Origin of the sequence: Chryseobacterium metallicongregator, from assembly GCF_031324065.1 — a bacterium.
Lineage (GTDB): Bacteria > Bacteroidota > Bacteroidia > Flavobacteriales > Weeksellaceae > Chryseobacterium > Chryseobacterium metallicongregator.
In genome coordinates, this window is sequence record NZ_JAVIXS010000021.1 from 236942 (window position 1) to 253796 (window position 16855).

At 36.3% G+C, this 16855-nt stretch carries 15 protein-coding genes and 5 tRNA genes; 15 read left to right on the top strand and 5 right to left on the bottom strand.

The features are described from left to right. Positions 1 to 36: 36 nt before the first annotated feature. Positions 37 to 534: a DinB family protein gene (locus REB14_RS23450; protein WP_079243656.1), complete on the bottom strand. Its 498-nt coding sequence runs from the start codon at positions 532 to 534 to the stop codon at positions 37 to 39. A gap of 182 nt (positions 535 to 716) precedes the next feature. Here REB14_RS23450 and REB14_RS23455 point away from each other — a divergent pair, with 182 nt between their 5' ends. From REB14_RS23455 to REB14_RS23490, 8 genes are all read left to right on the top strand, one after another. Next, entirely contained in the window at positions 717 to 1616 is a 900-nt protein-coding gene (locus tag REB14_RS23455; protein WP_309523436.1) for a GLPGLI family protein, read from the top strand. Positions 1617 to 1749: 133 nt separating this feature from the next. Beyond that, complete coding sequence (locus tag REB14_RS23460; RefSeq protein ID WP_105682883.1) at positions 1750 to 2004, top strand: FeoA family protein; 255 nt, start codon at positions 1750 to 1752, stop codon at positions 2002 to 2004. Beyond that, the gene (gene feoB, locus REB14_RS23465) at positions 2004 to 4037 is read left to right on the top strand and encodes a ferrous iron transport protein B (RefSeq protein WP_309523437.1); all 2034 of its coding nucleotides are present in this window, start codon (positions 2004 to 2006) and stop codon (positions 4035 to 4037) included. The genes REB14_RS23460 and feoB overlap by 1 nt, the downstream gene beginning before the upstream one ends. 218 nt (positions 4038 to 4255) lie before the next feature. Continuing rightward, on the top strand, positions 4256 to 5272 hold the full coding sequence (locus tag REB14_RS23470; protein WP_079243653.1) for a DUF4421 family protein: 1017 nt from the start codon (positions 4256 to 4258) through the stop codon (positions 5270 to 5272). Positions 5273 to 5340: 68 nt separating this feature from the next. Next, positions 5341 to 6723 (top strand): phosphoglucosamine mutase, encoded by a 1383-nt coding sequence (gene glmM / locus REB14_RS23475; RefSeq protein WP_309523438.1) that lies wholly within the window; start codon positions 5341 to 5343, stop codon positions 6721 to 6723. 48 nt (positions 6724 to 6771) lie between these two features. Beyond that, a complete protein-coding gene (locus REB14_RS23480) occupies positions 6772 to 7350 on the top strand; it encodes a Crp/Fnr family transcriptional regulator (protein ID WP_309523439.1) in 579 nt (192 codons plus the stop codon). Between the two features lie 241 nt (positions 7351 to 7591). Then, positions 7592 to 8560 carry a quinone oxidoreductase family protein gene (locus tag REB14_RS23485; protein WP_309523440.1) on the top strand — a complete coding sequence of 323 codons (969 nt, stop codon included), beginning with the start codon at positions 7592 to 7594 and terminating at the stop codon, positions 8558 to 8560. 207 nt (positions 8561 to 8767) lie between these two features. Then, positions 8768 to 10150 (top strand): tetratricopeptide repeat protein, encoded by a 1383-nt coding sequence (locus REB14_RS23490; protein WP_309523441.1) that lies wholly within the window; start codon positions 8768 to 8770, stop codon positions 10148 to 10150. A 46-nt stretch (positions 10151 to 10196) separates the two neighbouring features. On the opposite strand, the gene REB14_RS23495 is transcribed toward REB14_RS23490, so the two are convergent. From REB14_RS23495 to REB14_RS23510, 4 genes are read right to left on the bottom strand one after another with little or no spacing between them, the layout of a single operon-like run. Then, complete coding sequence (locus REB14_RS23495; RefSeq protein WP_309523442.1) at positions 10197 to 11063, bottom strand: hypothetical protein; 867 nt, start codon at positions 11061 to 11063, stop codon at positions 10197 to 10199. A 47-nt stretch (positions 11064 to 11110) separates the two neighbouring features. Beyond that, complete coding sequence (locus tag REB14_RS23500; protein WP_309523443.1) at positions 11111 to 11989, bottom strand: DMT family transporter; 879 nt, start codon at positions 11987 to 11989, stop codon at positions 11111 to 11113. Next, the gene (aat, locus tag REB14_RS23505) at positions 11976 to 12629 is read right to left on the bottom strand and encodes a leucyl/phenylalanyl-tRNA--protein transferase (RefSeq protein ID WP_079243646.1); all 654 of its coding nucleotides are present in this window, start codon (positions 12627 to 12629) and stop codon (positions 11976 to 11978) included. The genes REB14_RS23500 and aat overlap by 14 nt, the downstream gene beginning before the upstream one ends. A 59-nt stretch (positions 12630 to 12688) precedes the next feature. After that, a complete protein-coding gene (locus REB14_RS23510; protein ID WP_041461994.1) occupies positions 12689 to 13066 on the bottom strand; it encodes a DUF3127 domain-containing protein in 378 nt (125 codons plus the stop codon). A gap of 178 nt (positions 13067 to 13244) precedes the next feature. On the opposite strand from REB14_RS23510, the gene REB14_RS23515 reads away from it, so the two are divergent. From REB14_RS23515 to REB14_RS23545, 7 genes are all read left to right on the top strand, one after another. Next, positions 13245 to 13326: transfer RNA gene (locus tag REB14_RS23515), tRNA-Leu, on the top strand. Between the two features lie 4 nt (positions 13327 to 13330). Next, positions 13331 to 13406, top strand: a tRNA-Gly gene (locus REB14_RS23520). 6 nt (positions 13407 to 13412) lie between these two features. Further along, positions 13413 to 13496: transfer RNA gene (locus REB14_RS23525), tRNA-Leu, on the top strand. A gap of 120 nt (positions 13497 to 13616) precedes the next feature. Continuing rightward, positions 13617 to 13698, top strand: a tRNA-Leu gene (locus REB14_RS23530). A gap of 78 nt (positions 13699 to 13776) precedes the next feature. Next, positions 13777 to 13860, top strand: a tRNA-Leu gene (locus tag REB14_RS23535). A 193-nt stretch (positions 13861 to 14053) separates the two neighbouring features. Next, positions 14054 to 14389: an NHLP leader peptide family RiPP precursor gene (locus REB14_RS23540; RefSeq protein WP_123278760.1), complete on the top strand. Its 336-nt coding sequence runs from the start codon at positions 14054 to 14056 to the stop codon at positions 14387 to 14389. Between the two features lie 142 nt (positions 14390 to 14531). Then, positions 14532 to 16490 (top strand): adenylate/guanylate cyclase domain-containing protein, encoded by a 1959-nt coding sequence (locus tag REB14_RS23545; protein WP_309523444.1) that lies wholly within the window; start codon positions 14532 to 14534, stop codon positions 16488 to 16490. The last annotated feature ends 365 nt before the right edge of the window (positions 16491 to 16855 follow it).

A 16855-nucleotide genomic window follows, 5' to 3' on the forward strand; every position in this document is an offset into this window, starting at 1 on the left:
CATCCGGATTGGTTTTTTTATTGAGATATATTGAATTTAAAAGCTTTGCTGGTCTGCTGAAGGCCCATAGCTTCCCGGCAAAGGAATATTGTTCAGTCTGTAATAAACACCCAGTTGAGCCCTGTGATGTGTGATCTGGTTTAAAGCATGGCGTATTGCTCCGTATTTGCTCCAGCTTGCCAGTTCATGGCCGTCATTTTTAATCGTCCAGCTGGGGTTCAGATCGTCTTCTGTACTATTTTCCAATGCTTTTTTGCCAGCCTGATAATCTTCTTCCAGCTTTTTCAGAAGGTCTTCTTTTGTAGAAAGCACAGTAGGTTTGTAATCTCCTTTTCCAAAATCAAGTTCAGAAGTGTTTAAAATGGTGTTCGGCCATTCAAAAACTTCTACAAGATGAGTGGCAAGTGGCATCATTTTCATACTTTTTTCATGCGGAGCATAATCGTTTTTTCCTTCAGGGAATAGTTCAATAAATTTTTTTGTGGTTTGGAACTCTCCCTCCAGTTCAGATTTTAATTGAGATAAGGTATCCATAATATTTTGTTTTTTAGAAACTTAAAGGTAAGCGTTTTAAAAATGAAACTGTTTTAAGAGAATCATAATTTTTTAATTAGTAAAGAGTTGAAACGGTGAATATTTTTTACCGAAAAATAAAATTTCAGAAAAACTGTAACAAAAGAAGACAAGTGATTACTAATTATATAAAACTTGCTACAATGAAAAAGTTATTCTCCGTATTTCTTATTGCTCTTTTTGCATTTGCAGGAGCTCAGGAATCTAAAGAAACAGCAAACCGTTTCTTTTATGAACTGACTTTTAAGCCGAAGAAAGATTCGGCAAGAATGGATAAGATCATTACTATTCTTGATATTACCCCTAAGAAATCAATCTACCAGGATTATACAATGCCGGCTCAGGATTCTATCATTAAAGTTCAGATAGAAGAAATGGAGAAAACCAAGTCTTTCAAGGACATGACCAAATTTATAAAGTGGCCAAAATTCTCTTATAAAATTATCAAAAGCTATCCGGACATGAAGGTTCAGTATGTAGATAGAATCAGTAGAAACCTATTCTCCTACGAGGACGAACCGAAATTACAATGGAGTATTTTACCTGATAAAGAAAAAGTAGGTGCATACAATGCTCAGAAAGCAACTACAGAATTTGGAGGAAGAAAGTGGACAGCCTGGTTTAGTTCGGACATTCCTTTTCAGGATGGACCTTATAAATTTAAAGGACTTCCTGGTCTGATTGTAAAAGTCGAAGACGCAGATAAAAACTATTCATGGCAATTGAGCGGAAATAAAAAGATCGAAAACTATGAAGAATTATCATATGCAGATAAGATCAATGCTAAGATGGGAATGATGAGCAATACAATAACACCTACATCCAAAGAAAAATTCCTGAAGTCTTACGAAGGATACAAAGCAGATCCATTCGCAGAGTCTCGTCCTTACATGACCGCAGAAAATATGAGCAGACCCATGCCGGGAACAGATGGGACAGTTGGAGATTTCATGAAAAGACTGGAAAAGCAGGTGAAAGATTTCTTCGGATCCAATGATAATCCCATAGAAAAAGAACAGGCTTCTGACAAGAAGAAAAAATAAGCATTCATATCAACTAAATTATATTTTGAATCAACCCAGATACAGCAATGTGTTTGGGTTGATTTCTTTTATCCCAAAACGTTATTTAGATTAAATTTAAATAGCGTATATTTGCAGGACTAAAAATTAGGCTTTGAAAGAGAAAGGATTACATAAATTAAGTGGATTCCCTAAAAACAAAATGGGGAAGATATTGGGGTATGATAATGACCATCTGAAAATGCCCAATAAAATCATTGAAATGGGGCTTCTTCCGGAAACCTCTTTCAGAATTTTGTATCAGGCACCATTCAATGGGCCTATGTATGTGGAGTTTGGAGCAGAAAAAAGCCGGATTGCTCTTCGTGAGGAAGAAGGAGATTACATCATTGTTGAAGAATTGAATTAATGCAGGAAAACAAGAAAAAACAGATACTTTTAGTCGGAAATCCTAATGTAGGAAAGTCAACAGTTTTTAATACGCTTTGCAACAAAAAGCAAAAGACTGGAAACTATGCCGGCGTTACCGTAGCAAGTCATTCGGGAAACTATACCTATAAAGATCAGGATGTTGAGGTTATTGACCTTCCAGGTTCTTACAGCGTATATCCCAGCTCAGAAGATGAGGCTATTTTTTCCAAATACCTTATTGATGAGCAGAAAAACTACGCAGGAGTTGTTTATATTCTTGAAGCATTAAGCTTAAAAAGAGGATTGCTGTTGTTTCAGCAGATTCAGGATCTCGGAATCCCAATGATTCTGATTGTCAATCAGATTGACCAGGCAGAAAGAAGAGGAATTACTATTGATATTCAAAAATTTTCCGAAGCACTAGGCATTAAAATTATTCAAACCAATGCCAAAGAACAAATCGGGATTGATGCAGTAAGAGAAGCTGTTTACAACAACGAATTTGTAAAAACAAATACCCTTTCTTTTGAAACCCCTAATGAGCACAGGGATTTTATTCAGAAACTGGCAGCACATAAAGGTTTCGACAATGAATATAAAGCATGGATGAGCCTCTCACTGGGAACAGATCTTGGAAGAATTGGCTCAGTAATGGAACAACTCAATGAATCTGATTCTAAAAGTTTAGTGCCGAAAAGACTTCAGGTTCAGGAAACCGTAAGAAGATATCAGAAAGTAGACAAAATACTGGCTGATGTCATTTCTAAAAAAGCTCAGTTCAAAGAATTATTAACGGAAAAATTGGATAAAGTTTTAGTTCATAAATTCTGGGGTTATGTAGTCTTTTTAGCGATCTTATTAGTAATATTCCAAAGTGTTTTCTTTCTTGCGGAATACCCTATGAACTGGATCGAAGAGACCTTCTCATGGCTGGCAGCATTCTCCAACGAACATCTTCCGGAAGGACCAATTAATTCATTGATTTCAAACGGAATTGTTCCGGGAATTGGAGGAATTGTGGTGTTTGCACCACAGATCGGAATTCTGTTGTATTTCCTTTATTTATTAGAAGATTCAGGATATATGGCAAGAGTGGTATTCCTGATGGACAGATTGCTTCGTCCTTTCGGGCTTAATGGAAAAAGTATCGTTCCCCTTGTATCAGGAACTGCCTGTGCTATCCCGGCGGTGATTTCTACAAGAAATATTGAAAATGTAAAAGAAAGATTGCTTACGATATTGGTAACACCATTTATGACATGTTCTGCGAGACTTCCGGTTTACAGTATCATTATCGGACTGATTATTTCAGAAGGGACATTTCTAGGAATCAAATATAAAGCACTGGTCTTGATGGGAATGTATCTCCTTGGCTTCTTAGTCGCTTTATTCTCTGCAGCAATACTTAAAAGATTTATTAAAAGTAAAGGAAAAACGTATCTCGTAATGGATCTTCCAGCCTATAAAAAACCACTTTTCGGATATGACTTTAAAATGGTTTTGGGGAAAGTATGGGACTTCATTACCGGAGCCGGAAAAATAATTTTCATCGTAAGTATCATCATCTGGTTTTTAAGCTATTTTGGGCCAAGCCAGAAAACAAACGAATTTGTGGCTACAGATGTTCACTTAGACCATTCTTACCTTGCTAAAATGGGTAAAGGAATAGAACCTGTAATTGCTCCGCTGGGTTACGACTGGAAAATGGGAGTAGGAATTCTTACCAGTTTCGTAGCAAGAGAAGTTTTTGTAGGAACAATGTCTACCCTTTACAGTTTGGAAGATGATGCTCCCGAAGTGAAAGTAATTGATAAAATGAGAAGAGACGTAAAACCCAACGGAGAAAAAGTCTTCAGTTTTGCAACCGGAATTTCGGTTCTTCTTTTCTACGCATTTGCAATGCAGTGTGTTTCTACACTTGCAGTAGTCTACAGAGAAACCAAAAGCTGGAAATGGACCGGCTTTCAGGTAGTCATGATGACAGGTTTGGCATATTTTGTGTCGATGATAGTATATCAGATTCTAAAGTAATGGACTCATCATTAATTATTCAGTACGTACTTATTGCCTTAATTGTAACATTTGCCTGTTACTCTTTATTTAAAGTACTCAAAAAGAATTTCGCGCCAAAGAAATTCAGCTCCAAAAGAACCAACTGCGATAAAGATTGCGGCTGTTCTTAATATTGGGTTTATCGGATAATTGAAAAAAATGTAGTAATTTCATTTTTCTAATGTAAATTATTCGATTTGAATTTTTTAAAGGCAGGATTATTCGTATTATTTTCTTTATCAGCTCTTCAGGTAAAAGCACAGTCAGATACCGCAAATACCAAGTCTTATGCAGACCAGGTGATGATTCGTGTGAATCTTGATACCAACATCGAAAGCTATGTTTTTTCAGAAGGAGAGGGTAAGAACACCAACGAGACAATTCTGTCCATCAACAACAAAACGAAAACTTCCTTTTCCATAGATTATAGAATAATAAGTGCAACAATATCATTTGCACCCCGATTTTTAGATGGAAATAATGATGATGTAATGAAAGGGAAAAGTTCTTATACCGATTTAAGTTTCAGATTTTTTCCTGGAAGATTCATTCAGAATGTCTATTATAAAAATGTAAAAGGCTTTTATGTGGAAAACATGAAAGATCTGTCCCCCGAATGGCAGGAAGGAAGAGACCCCTACATCCAGTTTCCGGATTTAAGAGTTCAGACTTTTGGTGGATCTACGTCTTATGTTCTCAATAAAAATTTTTCAGCACGAAGTATCTATACCCAAGGCGAATGGCAATATAAAAGTAGTGGAAGCTGGGTACCTTTTTTGGATTATGACCTTACCATTTTCAGAAATACAATTGACGGAGTAAAAAGCAAAGAGACACAATATAATATCGGAGGGAATATGGGATATTTCTATAATTGGGTTATTGGGAAAAATGTCAATATTTCCCCTTACCTGGCCCTCGGAATTGGAGGGAAATTCTCCAGTTACAGAGACTTTGAGAACGGAGGATCAAAAGAAAATGCCCAGTATGCTACCATAAGAATGCAGGGCGGGCTTCATATAGGTTATAATACGGACCGGTTTTTATTCGGAGGAAAAATGAATTTTAAAACCTATGCCTATGATCAGAAAAACAATCAGACTGTAGAAAATAATAATCTCTATGGACTGTTATATATTGGGTATCGTTTTGCTCCTCCGAAAGTTGTGAAAAATACCTATGATAAAATTCAAAAAAAGATTCCCGTTCTATAAGTTGAAGGGTCTTTTAAGTATCTTTGTGTTGGAAAATTTAGAAAGAACAAAATAAAAGTAAAAACATCATGTCATTAATAAAATCTATTTCCGGAATTCGCGGAACCATTGGTGGAAAAGTAAATGATAACTTAACACCACTGGATGTAGTAAAATTTGCATCTGCATTCGGAACTTGGCTTCAAAATAATAAAAACAAAAAAGATCTTACCCTAATTATCGGAAGAGACGCCAGAATTTCTGGTCAGATGGTTTCTTCTTTAGTAACGGCTACATTGCAGGGATTGGGAATTAATGTAGTTGACCTTGGGCTTTCTACAACCCCTACCGTTGAGGTAATGGTTCCTGAGCTGAATGCAGACGGAGGAATTATTCTTACTGCTTCTCATAATCCAAAACAATGGAATGCCCTTAAACTCTTAAACGAAAAAGGAGAATTCATCACAGGTGAAAATGGTGCTGAAGTATTGGCTTTGGCAGAAAGTGAAGATTTCAATTATGCAGAAGTAGATGACCTTGGAAAATATGAAACAAGAGACGATGCTTTTGATATCCATATTCAGCAGATCCTGGATTTACCAATGGTAGATGTAGAAGCAATCAAAGCGAAGAATTTTAAAGTAGTTCTTGATGCTGTAAACTCTACAGGAGGAATTGCTATCCCAATGCTTTTAGATAAATTAGGTTGTGAAACCATCAAATTATACTGTGAACCTACAGGACATTTCCCACACAATCCTGAACCTTTGAAAGAACATTTGGGAGATATCTGTGAACTGGTGAAAAAAGAAAATGCTGACTTAGGAGTTGTAGTAGATCCGGATGTAGACAGATTAGCCCTTATTGATGAAAAAGGAGAAATGTTCGGGGAGGAATATACACTGGTAGCTGTTGCTGATTACCTGCTAAAACACCAGAATGGAGTAGCAATTTCCAATCTTTCTTCAAGCCGTGCCTTGAGAGATGTAGCACAGACTCACAATTCAGAATACTTTGCAAGCGCTGTAGGAGAAGTAAACGTAGTTACTTTGATGAAAGAGAAAAATGCTGTCATCGGAGGAGAAGGAAACGGAGGAATTATCTATCCTGAATTACATTACGGAAGAGATTCTTTAGTAGGAGTTGCATTGTTTTTAACACATTTAGTTAAAGAAAACAAGACCGTTTCTGAATTAAGAGCCGGATATCCAAGCTATTTCATGGGTAAAAAGAAAATAGAGCTTACACCGGAGATTGATGTAGACGCTATCTTAAGCAAAATGGAGCAGGAATATCAGAATGAAGAAGTTTCTACAGTAGATGGTGTTAAAATAGACTTTGAAAACAATTGGGTTCACCTTAGAAAATCCAATACAGAGCCAATCATCAGAATTTATACTGAAGCTAAATCTCAGGAAGAGGCAGATCAGTTAGGAGATGATATCATTGCTAAAATCAAGAGTTTAATCTAAAAATACAGGAAGAACGGACAAACAGTCCGTTCTTTTTTTATCCCAGAAATGTTTGAACATATTAAAAACAGGTTTCCCTTTCCCAAAGAAAAATGGAGAAAATTTCTGTGCAGTTTCCAGCGTATGGAAGTCCCTGCCAAAACTTTGCTTTTAAAAGAAGGTGAGGTTTCCTATAATGCTTTCTATATTGAAAAAGGCATCGTTAGAGCCTGGTATAATAATGACGGGAAAGACGTTACCTTCCAGTTTTTTCTTGAAAATACAATGTTTTCTTCCCTTGAAAGCTTTAAAAAGGGGCTTCCAAGTATGGTTTCGTTTGAGACTATAGAACCCTGTATTTTATACAAAATCAATAAACCTGATGTGGATGCCTTCCTGAAAGAAGTCTACGAAAACTCCGAACTCAGAAATCTTTTTATGGATGCTCTTTTTGAAAGGGTATTCGACTATATGAAACACTTCTTTTCATTCATTAAAGACACCCCGCAGCAACGATATCTGAATCTGGTTAAACAAAAGCCCGAAATTATTAAAAGAGTTCCCCAGCATTACATCGCTTCATATCTTGGTATTACTACTGTACATCTCAGCAGGATCAAAAGCAAAATATTGAAAGAAGGACTTTAAGAGGCTGGAAGATGTAAGCCGGAAGTTTAAAAAGAAACTGCATAAATTCTCATATTAAACGCAACGTTCGCAAAGAATAATAACAATATCATGTTTCCTAGTGATCGCTGCGTTTGTTAACTCTATTACCGGCTTTATAAACTCCCAGCCTCCCACTTCCAGTTCCCTTTCCCCAAACTGATAACAAATGTTATCGCTTCACGGCCTTCTACCCTCCTAATTTTGTATAAAAATTAAAAGAATGAAAGCAGCCATAGTATTTGAAAAAGGAAGCATACCTCAATATGCAGATTTCCAAGAGCCGGAAGTGCAGGAAAATGAAATTTTGATTTCAGTAAAAGCCGCCTCAATTAAAAACCTCGACAGAGCCAGAGCTGGAGGAAATCATTATTCGACTGAAAACCAGGAACATCAACCAACGGTTATCGGAACAGACGGAGCAGGGTATCTTGAAAACGGAAATAAAGTCTATTTTTTCAGTAAAAAAGGAACAGTAGCTGAAAAAGCTGTTGCTGATCAAAAAATGATTATACCAATTCCTGAAGAACTGGATTTTTCTCTGGCAGCCGCATTACCCAACGCTGTTATGGGCTCTGCAATGGCATTAAAGTTCAAGGCCGGAATTCAGCAGGGCAATACCGTTCTGATCAACGGAGCAACAGGAATTACAGGCAGAATTGCTGTTCAGATCGCCAGATTATATGGAGCAGAGAAGATTATTGTTACCGGAAGAAATGAAGAGTCCCTGGAGGCTTTACTTGAGCTTGGCGCTGATGAAGTAGTTTCTCTAACACTGAGCGATCAAGATTTTAAGCAAAAAATAAAAGAAATTCATCAGGAAACTCCGATAGATATTATCATAGATTATATCTGGGGACATTCTGTAGAAATGATCTTGTCTGCTTTCAAAGGAGACGGAACCTTTTCTCATCAAACAAAGCTGGTAACTATAGGAGGAATGAGCGGTGATACCATTCAGCTGTCTTCACAGATCCTCCGAGGAACTGATATTCAGATTTCAGGATCAGGGTTGGGAAGCTGGACAAAAGAAGAATCAGCTCTTCTGTTTTCAGAAATTATCCCTGAAATGTTTCAGGCAGCAGTTGAAGGAAAAATTAAAATGGAAACACAAGAAGTGGATATAAAAAATATCGAAACGATATGGAACGCTGAGATAGAAAGTGGAAAACGCCTTGTCATAAGAATTTAACCCCAATTTCCGTTTTTTTATCCACAATCCTTTTATCGGTTTTCTTTTTTTACTATTTTTATAATAGAAATTTATGAAATGGAATATTCAAAAAAAAGTTGCAACTTTGCATAAATATTTGAATATCAGTTTCAGATGTATTATTAACTAAACGTTTGCCGAGGTTTGTAAGCAAATTCAAGCGTTGGGCCGACAAAGAGGACACTATTGGAAGAGTATTTTGGAAATGAACTTGTAAAAAAGTTCGAGGAAATGATGGAAAACAATGACGAATTCTACTTCGATACCGAAGAGCTAGAAGACATTATTGTTTATTATTTGGAGCTTGGTGATTTTAATTACGCTGACATGGCTGTTAATTACGGACTCAAGCTTCACCCTAATTCGTTGGATATTAAGATCAAAAGACTTGAAATCCTTCTGGAGTGGGAAGAGTATAATACGGCGAAAGAACTTATTGACGAACTGAAAGGCGCTTCTATGGAGCATACAGACTTTTTGGTTTGTTACGCCAAGTATTATTCGAACTTAGGAAATCCCAGAAAATCCATTGAAATCTGCAAAAAAGCTTTAACATTAGAGGAAGAAGAAAACTTTCTCCACAACTTTATTGCGGATGAATATGTGAATCTCGGAGATCCTTTTAACGCTCTTAAACATTACAGAAAAGCACTGAAGGAAGATCCTACGGATGAATATTCGTTGGAAAACTGTATGGTGTGCTTCAGTGACCTGAATAAGAGTGAGGAGGCTATTGCCTTTCTTAATGAATATTTAGATGAATTCCCTTATTCTGAAACCGCATGGTTTGAATACGGACAATTCTACTTCAACAGAAAAAATTATGATGAAGCGATAAGAGGCTACGATTATTTATTGGCAATCAATTCAAACTCTGTAGGAGTATATGCCAATAAAGCAGCTTGTTATGAAGCTTTGGGACAATACCAGAAGGCCATCGAAACTTATGAAGAAATGCTGGAGCTGGAATATACAAAAGCATTTACTTTTTATAAGATCGGATTATGCAACAAGGCTTTAAAACAGCCTATTTTAGCTTTAAACTCATTTCAGAAATCATTGAGAGAAGACCCTCAGTTTTATCTTGCAATGATGGAGCAGTCTTATCTTTATGAAGAAATGGGAGGAATGTCTGAAGCATTGCATTTTGCCAAAGAAGCTACCCAGCTGAATGAAAATAATCTTGACTATCAGAAGAGATTGGCATTTTTGTTCATTGATTCAGGGAAGTTTGAAGAAAGTCTTTCCTGTCTTAAAAAACTGGTGGATGCAGAGCCCTCAAGGTTCTACAACTGGTATGCCTATTCAGAAGTTTTAATGTTGGTAGGAGAGTATGAAGATGCAGTAACCGTATTAGACAGAGCGATAAAAAAACATTACAGAGCAGAGTTGTTTTATCAGCTGAGCAATTGTTTTTACAATCTGAAAGACCAGGATAAAGGAATGGAATCTCTTCAGAAAGCATTGGAACTTGATCCTTCTTTAGCTAAGGATATGCAAAAAAAATATCCTTTCATTAAAGACGAAGTGAAAAAGGTCAAAGCCAGCAAAGTGAAGAAAAAGAACTAAATTTCTCTAACAGATAACAGAAAACCTGCAGAAATGCAGGTTTTTTTTATTGATAATTGTATTCGTAGAAAAATTTATCCGGAGCGCTGGTGTTTGCATTTCCGTTCATATCAAGAGACTGTCTGCTTTCTTCAGAAGGATAACCAGCAGTATTAAAAGTGGTTGTATATTTGTGAGATGTTGTTCCGGTTGCTGTTCCACCTCCGGCAGTCGTATTGGTAAACTCTCCTTTATAAGTGCTTAAGCTATTCTTAATATTCGAAAATAACATGCTTATCCCATCGCTGCTTTCATTTCCGTTAAATATAATTTTGTCAAAACCTTTGACATTTTTGAAAGGATAGTTCTTATCAGTATAGGTATAAGTCTCTTTTTCCGTGTAATTAACTGTATTTCCATTGACGATTCCTGTTCCTGATCCTACGTTACTTACCATATTTCCATTGTTATAGGTAAATACACTGTTGATCGTAGAAGAACCGGCAGTTCCTGAGTTCGTCTGTCTTTTTACATTGATTTCCGTATTACTGGTATAGTTATAAGTAAATGTAACCGTATTCTGTACAGTTCCGGTAGTGGAATATTCCTTTATAATAGCTGAAGCCATGCGCCCATTAGAATATCCATATTCTACAGCGCTTTCAAGAACATTATTTTCGTAATGTTTAATACCGGAAACATAATCTTCGGTATAGGAGAACTCCACTCTTTGTCCATGATTAATGTTGTTAATCATACTGATGATTTTAGTTCCGTTGTAATTGACTTTCATTACAATACCGTCCATAGTCATCTTCGTGGGAAGAATTACGCTTTGATTAGACGGATCACTGTTGTCGAAAGGGGTGTCATCAGAGCTGGAGCAAGAAAGTGTAGATAAGGCTATAGCCCCCAAAAGTAGAATTTTTTTCATAGTTATAAGTTAAATCATCCAAATATAATTTAATTTATAATATGATTTTATTTTTTTGGATTTGTTCTTAAAAATATGAGTCCGGCAATAATAATTCCAGCTCCTATAAATTGTAAATAAGTGAGTTTTTCACCATCAATAATTCCCCAGATAATTGCAACGATTGGCATTACCAAAGTAACCGTTGAAGCAAAAAGAGGAGAGGAAACTTTCAATAAACGATAATTCATCATCATTGCCAATCCGGTTCCGAAAACAGATAAAAGGCTGACAAACATAAGTCCCATCAGATTATCCTTTGAAAAACTGAATTCTGAAAAGAATCCTGTACCTGTTAAGGCAATAATGGAAGGCAGTAATAAAACAAATGAGAAAACAAAAGCAGATAAAACGGTAGAAGATACCTCCATCAGCTTAGACTTCACGGTCGTTGTGCTCATTGCGTAACATAAAGTAGCCAATAAAAGCAACAGAATCGGGATCATTTTAAATTCTCCACTGTCTCCACCACCAAATGCCAGAATACAGACTCCTGTGAAGCTTATTAACGTGCCCACAATTTGTTTTTTTGTTGTTTCGAACTTCCATACCAAAGCTCCAACAATAATGACAAAAATAGGCATCATAGAGTTGATAATCCCTGCAATGCTGCTGCTTATTTCGGTTTCAGCGATCGGAAACAGAAACATCGGAATGAAATTCCCGGTAAAAGCAGCCAGAATCAACCATTTCAAATGTTTTTTAGGGAAAAGCTTGTAATTGGAAATAGCAACCGGAAGCAGAATAATACCGGCAATAAGAACCCTTAAAGATCCAACCTGAAACGGATTGAAATGTTCCAGCGATTTTTTGATTAAAATAAAGGATGATCCCCAGATAATGCTCAGGATAACCAGAAGAACCCACTTTTCTTTATCTGCGTTCATTATTTTCGTGTAAGATTTTTAGAAATTCTTTTTTGGTAATCATTTTTGCTCCCAGACTCTCCAGATGTTCGGTATGTGATTGACAGTCAATTAATTCAATATTGTCCTTGTTACTTTCTACAAAGTTGATAAATCCTGCTTTTGAAGCATTACTTACCTTAGCAAACATACTTTCTCCGCAGAATACATTTCCAATCTGCAATCCGTAAAAACCACCTACAAGTTCTTCATCCTGCCACACTTCAATGCTTTTGGCTAAGCCATATTCATGGAGTTGAACAAAAGACTCCATCAATTCATCAGAGAGCCATGTGCCTGACTGTCCTTTTCGGGTAGCCTGCTGGCAATTCCTGATTACCTCTCTGAAGTTTTTATTCTCAGAAAAAGTAAAAACATTTCTGTTGAGTACCTTTCTCATAGATTTTGAAACCTTTAAATCTTCAGGAACAAGAACAAACCTTGGATCAGGACACCACCAAAGGATTTCCTCTCCGGGATTGTACCATGGAAAAATGCCCAGCTGATAAGCAAACCAAATACGTTCTACGGACAAATCGCCCCCAAAAGCAATTACTCCCTCATGGCCATCATACAGCTCTGGGTCGGGAAATGAAATCTCGTTTTCGTCTAATCGGACCATGTTTAGAAAAAAAATCCCACTTCAAAAAGCAGGATTTATATTTGATCTTTATTCTTTAATTAGAAAGGTAAATCATCATCGTCGTCTCCGGCAAACGGATTCTCATTAGAAACTGGAGATGCAGATTGCTGAGGCATAGCCTGAGTAGGTTCTGAAGCATTATCAAAAACTTTCTCTACTCTCCACCCTGTAATAGAGTTGAAGTATTTAGTTTCACCTTGAGGAGAAACCCATTCTCTCCCTCTGATGTTGATTCCTACTTTTACGTTTTCTCCTTCTTTAAGGTTATCTAATAAACTGATTTTATCAGATAAAAATTCTATGTTTATCGGCTGTGGATACTGTTCCTGGGTCAAAATAACCATTTCTCTTTTTTGAAACCCGCTCGCAAATGTTTGAGCATCAAAAAGTTTCTTTACCGTTCCTTGTAATTCCATATCGTAAATATTAACGATGTAAAAGTAAGAAAATGAAATGTAATAAAAGAAGCCGTGAAAAAAAAATATGGAAATTTTATTTTTTTTTCCTGAAAAGTTTGGTAGTAAAGGAAATTGTCCTATATTTGCACTCACAAAAACGAAGCAAGCTCTTTAAAACTTACAATATAAAAAACCAGCGGATGTGGTGTAATTGGTAGCCACGCCAGACTTAGGATCTGGTGCCGTGAGGCGTGGGGGTTCGAGTCCCTTCATCCGCACTATGCGAAAATAGCTCAGCTGGTAGAGCACAACCTTGCCAAGGTTGGGGTCGCGGGTTCGAATCCCGTTTTTCGCTCCACACCATGCCCTGGTGGTGGAACTGGTAGACACGCAGGACTTAAAATCCTGTGTCCGCAAGGACGTACGGGTTCAAGTCCCGTCTGGGGTACAAGACCCTCTGTAATATCTTACGGAGGGTTTTTTGTTTTAATAGAGAGTGTTCTTTAAATAAAAATCTTATATTTGTAAGAAATCAGGTTGAATCTGAATATTCAGATCAACAAAACCAGCGGATGTGGTGTAATTGGTAGCCACGCCAGACTTAGGATCTGGTGCTGTGAGGCGTGGGGGTTCGAGTCCCTTCATCCGCACTATTCTAAAAGTTCTCTTTTAGAGTCGTTAAAAAGGTTGGAACCTCTGGTTCGAATCTTTTTTTTTGCCCACACCATGCCCTGGTGGTGGAACTGGTAGACACGCAGGACTTAAAATCCTGTGTCCGCAAGGACGTACGGGTTCAAGTCCCGTCTGGGGTACAAAGCCCTCTGTAATGTATTACGGAGGGCTTTTTTATTTCCGTTGAATTTCTATTTCAATATTTTCAGAAAGAATATTTCTTCATTTTCTTCTTTTTTTTGTCGGCTTTTTTGTCAGTTCTGTCAGTCTAAAACAAAATAAATTTACCATGCCATATTAGAACAGATACCGTTTAACAATAAAAAAAAAATTATGAATTTAATCAAAGACGAGGAAATTTTACAGTCTGTTGTAAAAAAAGCATGGAAAGATCCTGTATTTAAAAACAGTTTAATCCAGAATCCGGTAGCTACTATGGAGAATTTTTTGGGAAGTCCTATTAATTTGCCCGCAGGAAAGAATCTTGCGTTTGTGGATCAAACAGACTCTTCTACCATTTTTGTAAATATTCCGGCAGAGCCGAATATGGACGATATGGAATTAGACGAGGAACAGTTGGATATCATATCTGGCGGTGCTAATGAAGGAGACCCACCCATCTACATTAAACCAGTTAATTCTGATGGCAGTATTTTTGGTGGAGGGTAGATTGTAAAGGTTCTATAAATCGTGTATAATTCATGTTTTTCAAGAATTATATACGATTTTTTAATGAACCTAAAACGTTGTCTGAGATTCATTTGATATACCCTATACTTAATTTATACCAATGCTATAAATCCTTTTCGCTATGATAAATTATAAATACATATTGTTTTTTTGTTTTTTATTTATCGGAAATCACCCTAGAGCGTTTTCTCAGACTCATATAAAAAAAGAGAATCAATCTACAATCACTAAAAACAAGGCAGACAGCCTTTTGAATATTGGTATAAAGAAACAGGAATCAGGGAATTTTGCGGAATCTGTGATATATTTTAATAAAAGTCTGGAGAGTTACTACGAAAATAAAGACTTTAAAAAAGCGGGAGATTGTTACAGCTATTTGGCGATTTCCTACTCTCTTCAGGGAAATTATGTTCAGTCTCTTTCATATTTTGAAAAAAGTATCTCTGAATATAAGAAATCCGGATATAAATTAGGAATATCTTCAGTTACCAATAACATGGGCGGAACTTATTATTACTTAGGTAAACTGCCTCAGGCCCTAAGCTGCTACCAGAAAGTATTGGAGCTACAGAAGGAAATTAAAGATCCGAAGACAATAGCAATAACCACTCAAAATATAGGTGGTATTTATTCTAAGCTTGAAGATTATACCAGCGCTTTGAAATATTATAAAAGAGCATATGATGTCTATAAAAAAGTGAATGATGTAAAGGCTATTGCTCAGAACTTAAATTCAACCGGATCTATTCAGGTTAGGATGAAAGATTTTGATCTTGCTTATAAAAACCTAAATAAAGCCCTTAGTATTGCGAACGAACAAAATGATAAGCAGATTAAAATAGAAGTACTCAATAATCTAGGAACTTTATTTTATAAAAAGCTGGACTATTCTAACGCTCTGGCATATTTCAATAATACATTACAACTGGCAAAAGAAATGAACAGCCAGCAATATATAGGTGATTCTCAAATTGCTATCGGTAATATTTATATAGAGCAAGGAAAAAATAATGAAGCGGTAAAGCTATGTAATAAGGGATTTGCTATTGCTCAAAAAATTGGATCTCTCAGCTTAAAAAAAGATGCTTGCGACTGTCTGTACCAGTCTTATAAAAAACTGAACGATGATAAGAGAGCTCTTAGCTATTATGAAAAATCAAATATTTTTGAAGATAGTTTAAACTCTAAAGAAACTTCCAACAGGATGATGAATATGGAGTTTCAGAAACAGCAGTTGACGGATAGTATCGCCTATGTAAAGAGAGAACATACCATTCAGATAAAACATAAGGAAGAGGTACAAGAACAAGAAAAACAAAGGAATATTGTCATTGTTTCTTTATGCTTTATCCTTGTTGTAGCCGGTGGTTTATGGAACAGACTCAATTTTGTAAGAAAATCCAGAGAAGCATTGAGAGTAGAGAAAGATCGTTCAGAAGAGCTTTTGCTGAATATTCTTCCGGAAGAGATTGCTGAAGAGCTAAAACAAAAAGGAAGCGTAAATGCCAGAGATTTTAATTTGGTATCTATTCTGTTTACAGATTTTAAATCTTTTACACAAACTGCAGAAAAAATGTCTCCTCAGAGTTTGGTAGAAGAAATTAATGTATGTTTTAGGGCCTTTGATCTTATCTCTGAAAAATATCAAATTGAAAAAATAAAAACAATAGGGGATTCCTATATGGCTGCGGGAGGAATTCCGAAGCCTGATCAGAATTCATTGAAGAATATTGTTTTAGCCGGACTTGAAATGCAAGGGTTTATGGCGGAAAGAAAAACTGAAAACATACAAACAAATAAGCCTGCTTTTGAAATGCGATTAGGAATTCATGCAGGGCCTATTGTCGCAGGAATTGTTGGCGTGAAAAAGTTTCAGTACGATGTGTGGGGAGATACTGTCAATACAGCCAGCAGAATAGAAAGTAATGGGATGGTAGGAAAAGTAAATATAAGCGAGTCGCTTTATCACCTTATTAAAAATGAAGACTGCTTTGTTTTTGAATACCGCGGAAATATCCAGGCAAAAGGAAAAGGAGAGCTTAAGATGTACTTTGTAGAAGTCAATTCGGAAAGAATATAACAGATAGTAATCATTGACAGTTTTGAAGTAAAAGCTGGCAAATTTATAGAGAAAATACTTTCTACTTTTACCTTATTGAAAATGGAAGTTATCAGGAGCAGATGCTAAAAATGATAACTGAAGGAAAAGAAAAAGAGCTGACAGTTTTGAAGTAAAACTTGGCAAATCTATAGAGAAAATACTTTCTACTTTTACCTTATTAAAAAAGGAAGTTATCAGGAGCAGATGCTAAAAATGATAACTGAAGGAAAAGAAAAAGAGCTGACAGTTTTGAAGTAAAACTTGGCAAATCTATAGAGAAAATACTTTCTACTTTTACCTTATTAAAAATGGAAATTATCAGGAGCAGATGCTGTCTCTTATAC

Coding starts and splice junctions, on each gene's coding strand:
- REB14_RS23450 (WP_079243656.1), bottom strand. CDS start 534: ATGGATACCTTATCTCAATTAAAATCTGAACTGGAGGGAGAGTTCCAA.
- REB14_RS23455 (WP_309523436.1), top strand. CDS start 717: ATGAAAAAGTTATTCTCCGTATTTCTTATTGCTCTTTTTGCATTTGCA.
- feoB (WP_309523437.1), top strand. CDS start 2,004: ATGCAGGAAAACAAGAAAAAACAGATACTTTTAGTCGGAAATCCTAAT.
- glmM (WP_309523438.1), top strand. CDS start 5,341: ATGTCATTAATAAAATCTATTTCCGGAATTCGCGGAACCATTGGTGGA.
- REB14_RS23480 (WP_309523439.1), top strand. CDS start 6,772: ATGTTTGAACATATTAAAAACAGGTTTCCCTTTCCCAAAGAAAAATGG.
- REB14_RS23485 (WP_309523440.1), top strand. CDS start 7,592: ATGAAAGCAGCCATAGTATTTGAAAAAGGAAGCATACCTCAATATGCA.
- REB14_RS23495 (WP_309523442.1), bottom strand. CDS start 11,063: ATGAAAAAAATTCTACTTTTGGGGGCTATAGCCTTATCTACACTTTCT.
- REB14_RS23500 (WP_309523443.1), bottom strand. CDS start 11,989: ATGAACGCAGATAAAGAAAAGTGGGTTCTTCTGGTTATCCTGAGCATT.
- aat (WP_079243646.1), bottom strand. CDS start 12,629: ATGGTCCGATTAGACGAAAACGAGATTTCATTTCCCGACCCAGAGCTG.
- REB14_RS23510 (WP_041461994.1), bottom strand. CDS start 13,066: ATGGAATTACAAGGAACGGTAAAGAAACTTTTTGATGCTCAAACATTT.
- REB14_RS23540 (WP_123278760.1), top strand. CDS start 14,054: ATGAATTTAATCAAAGACGAGGAAATTTTACAGTCTGTTGTAAAAAAA.
- REB14_RS23545 (WP_309523444.1), top strand. CDS start 14,532: ATGATAAATTATAAATACATATTGTTTTTTTGTTTTTTATTTATCGGA.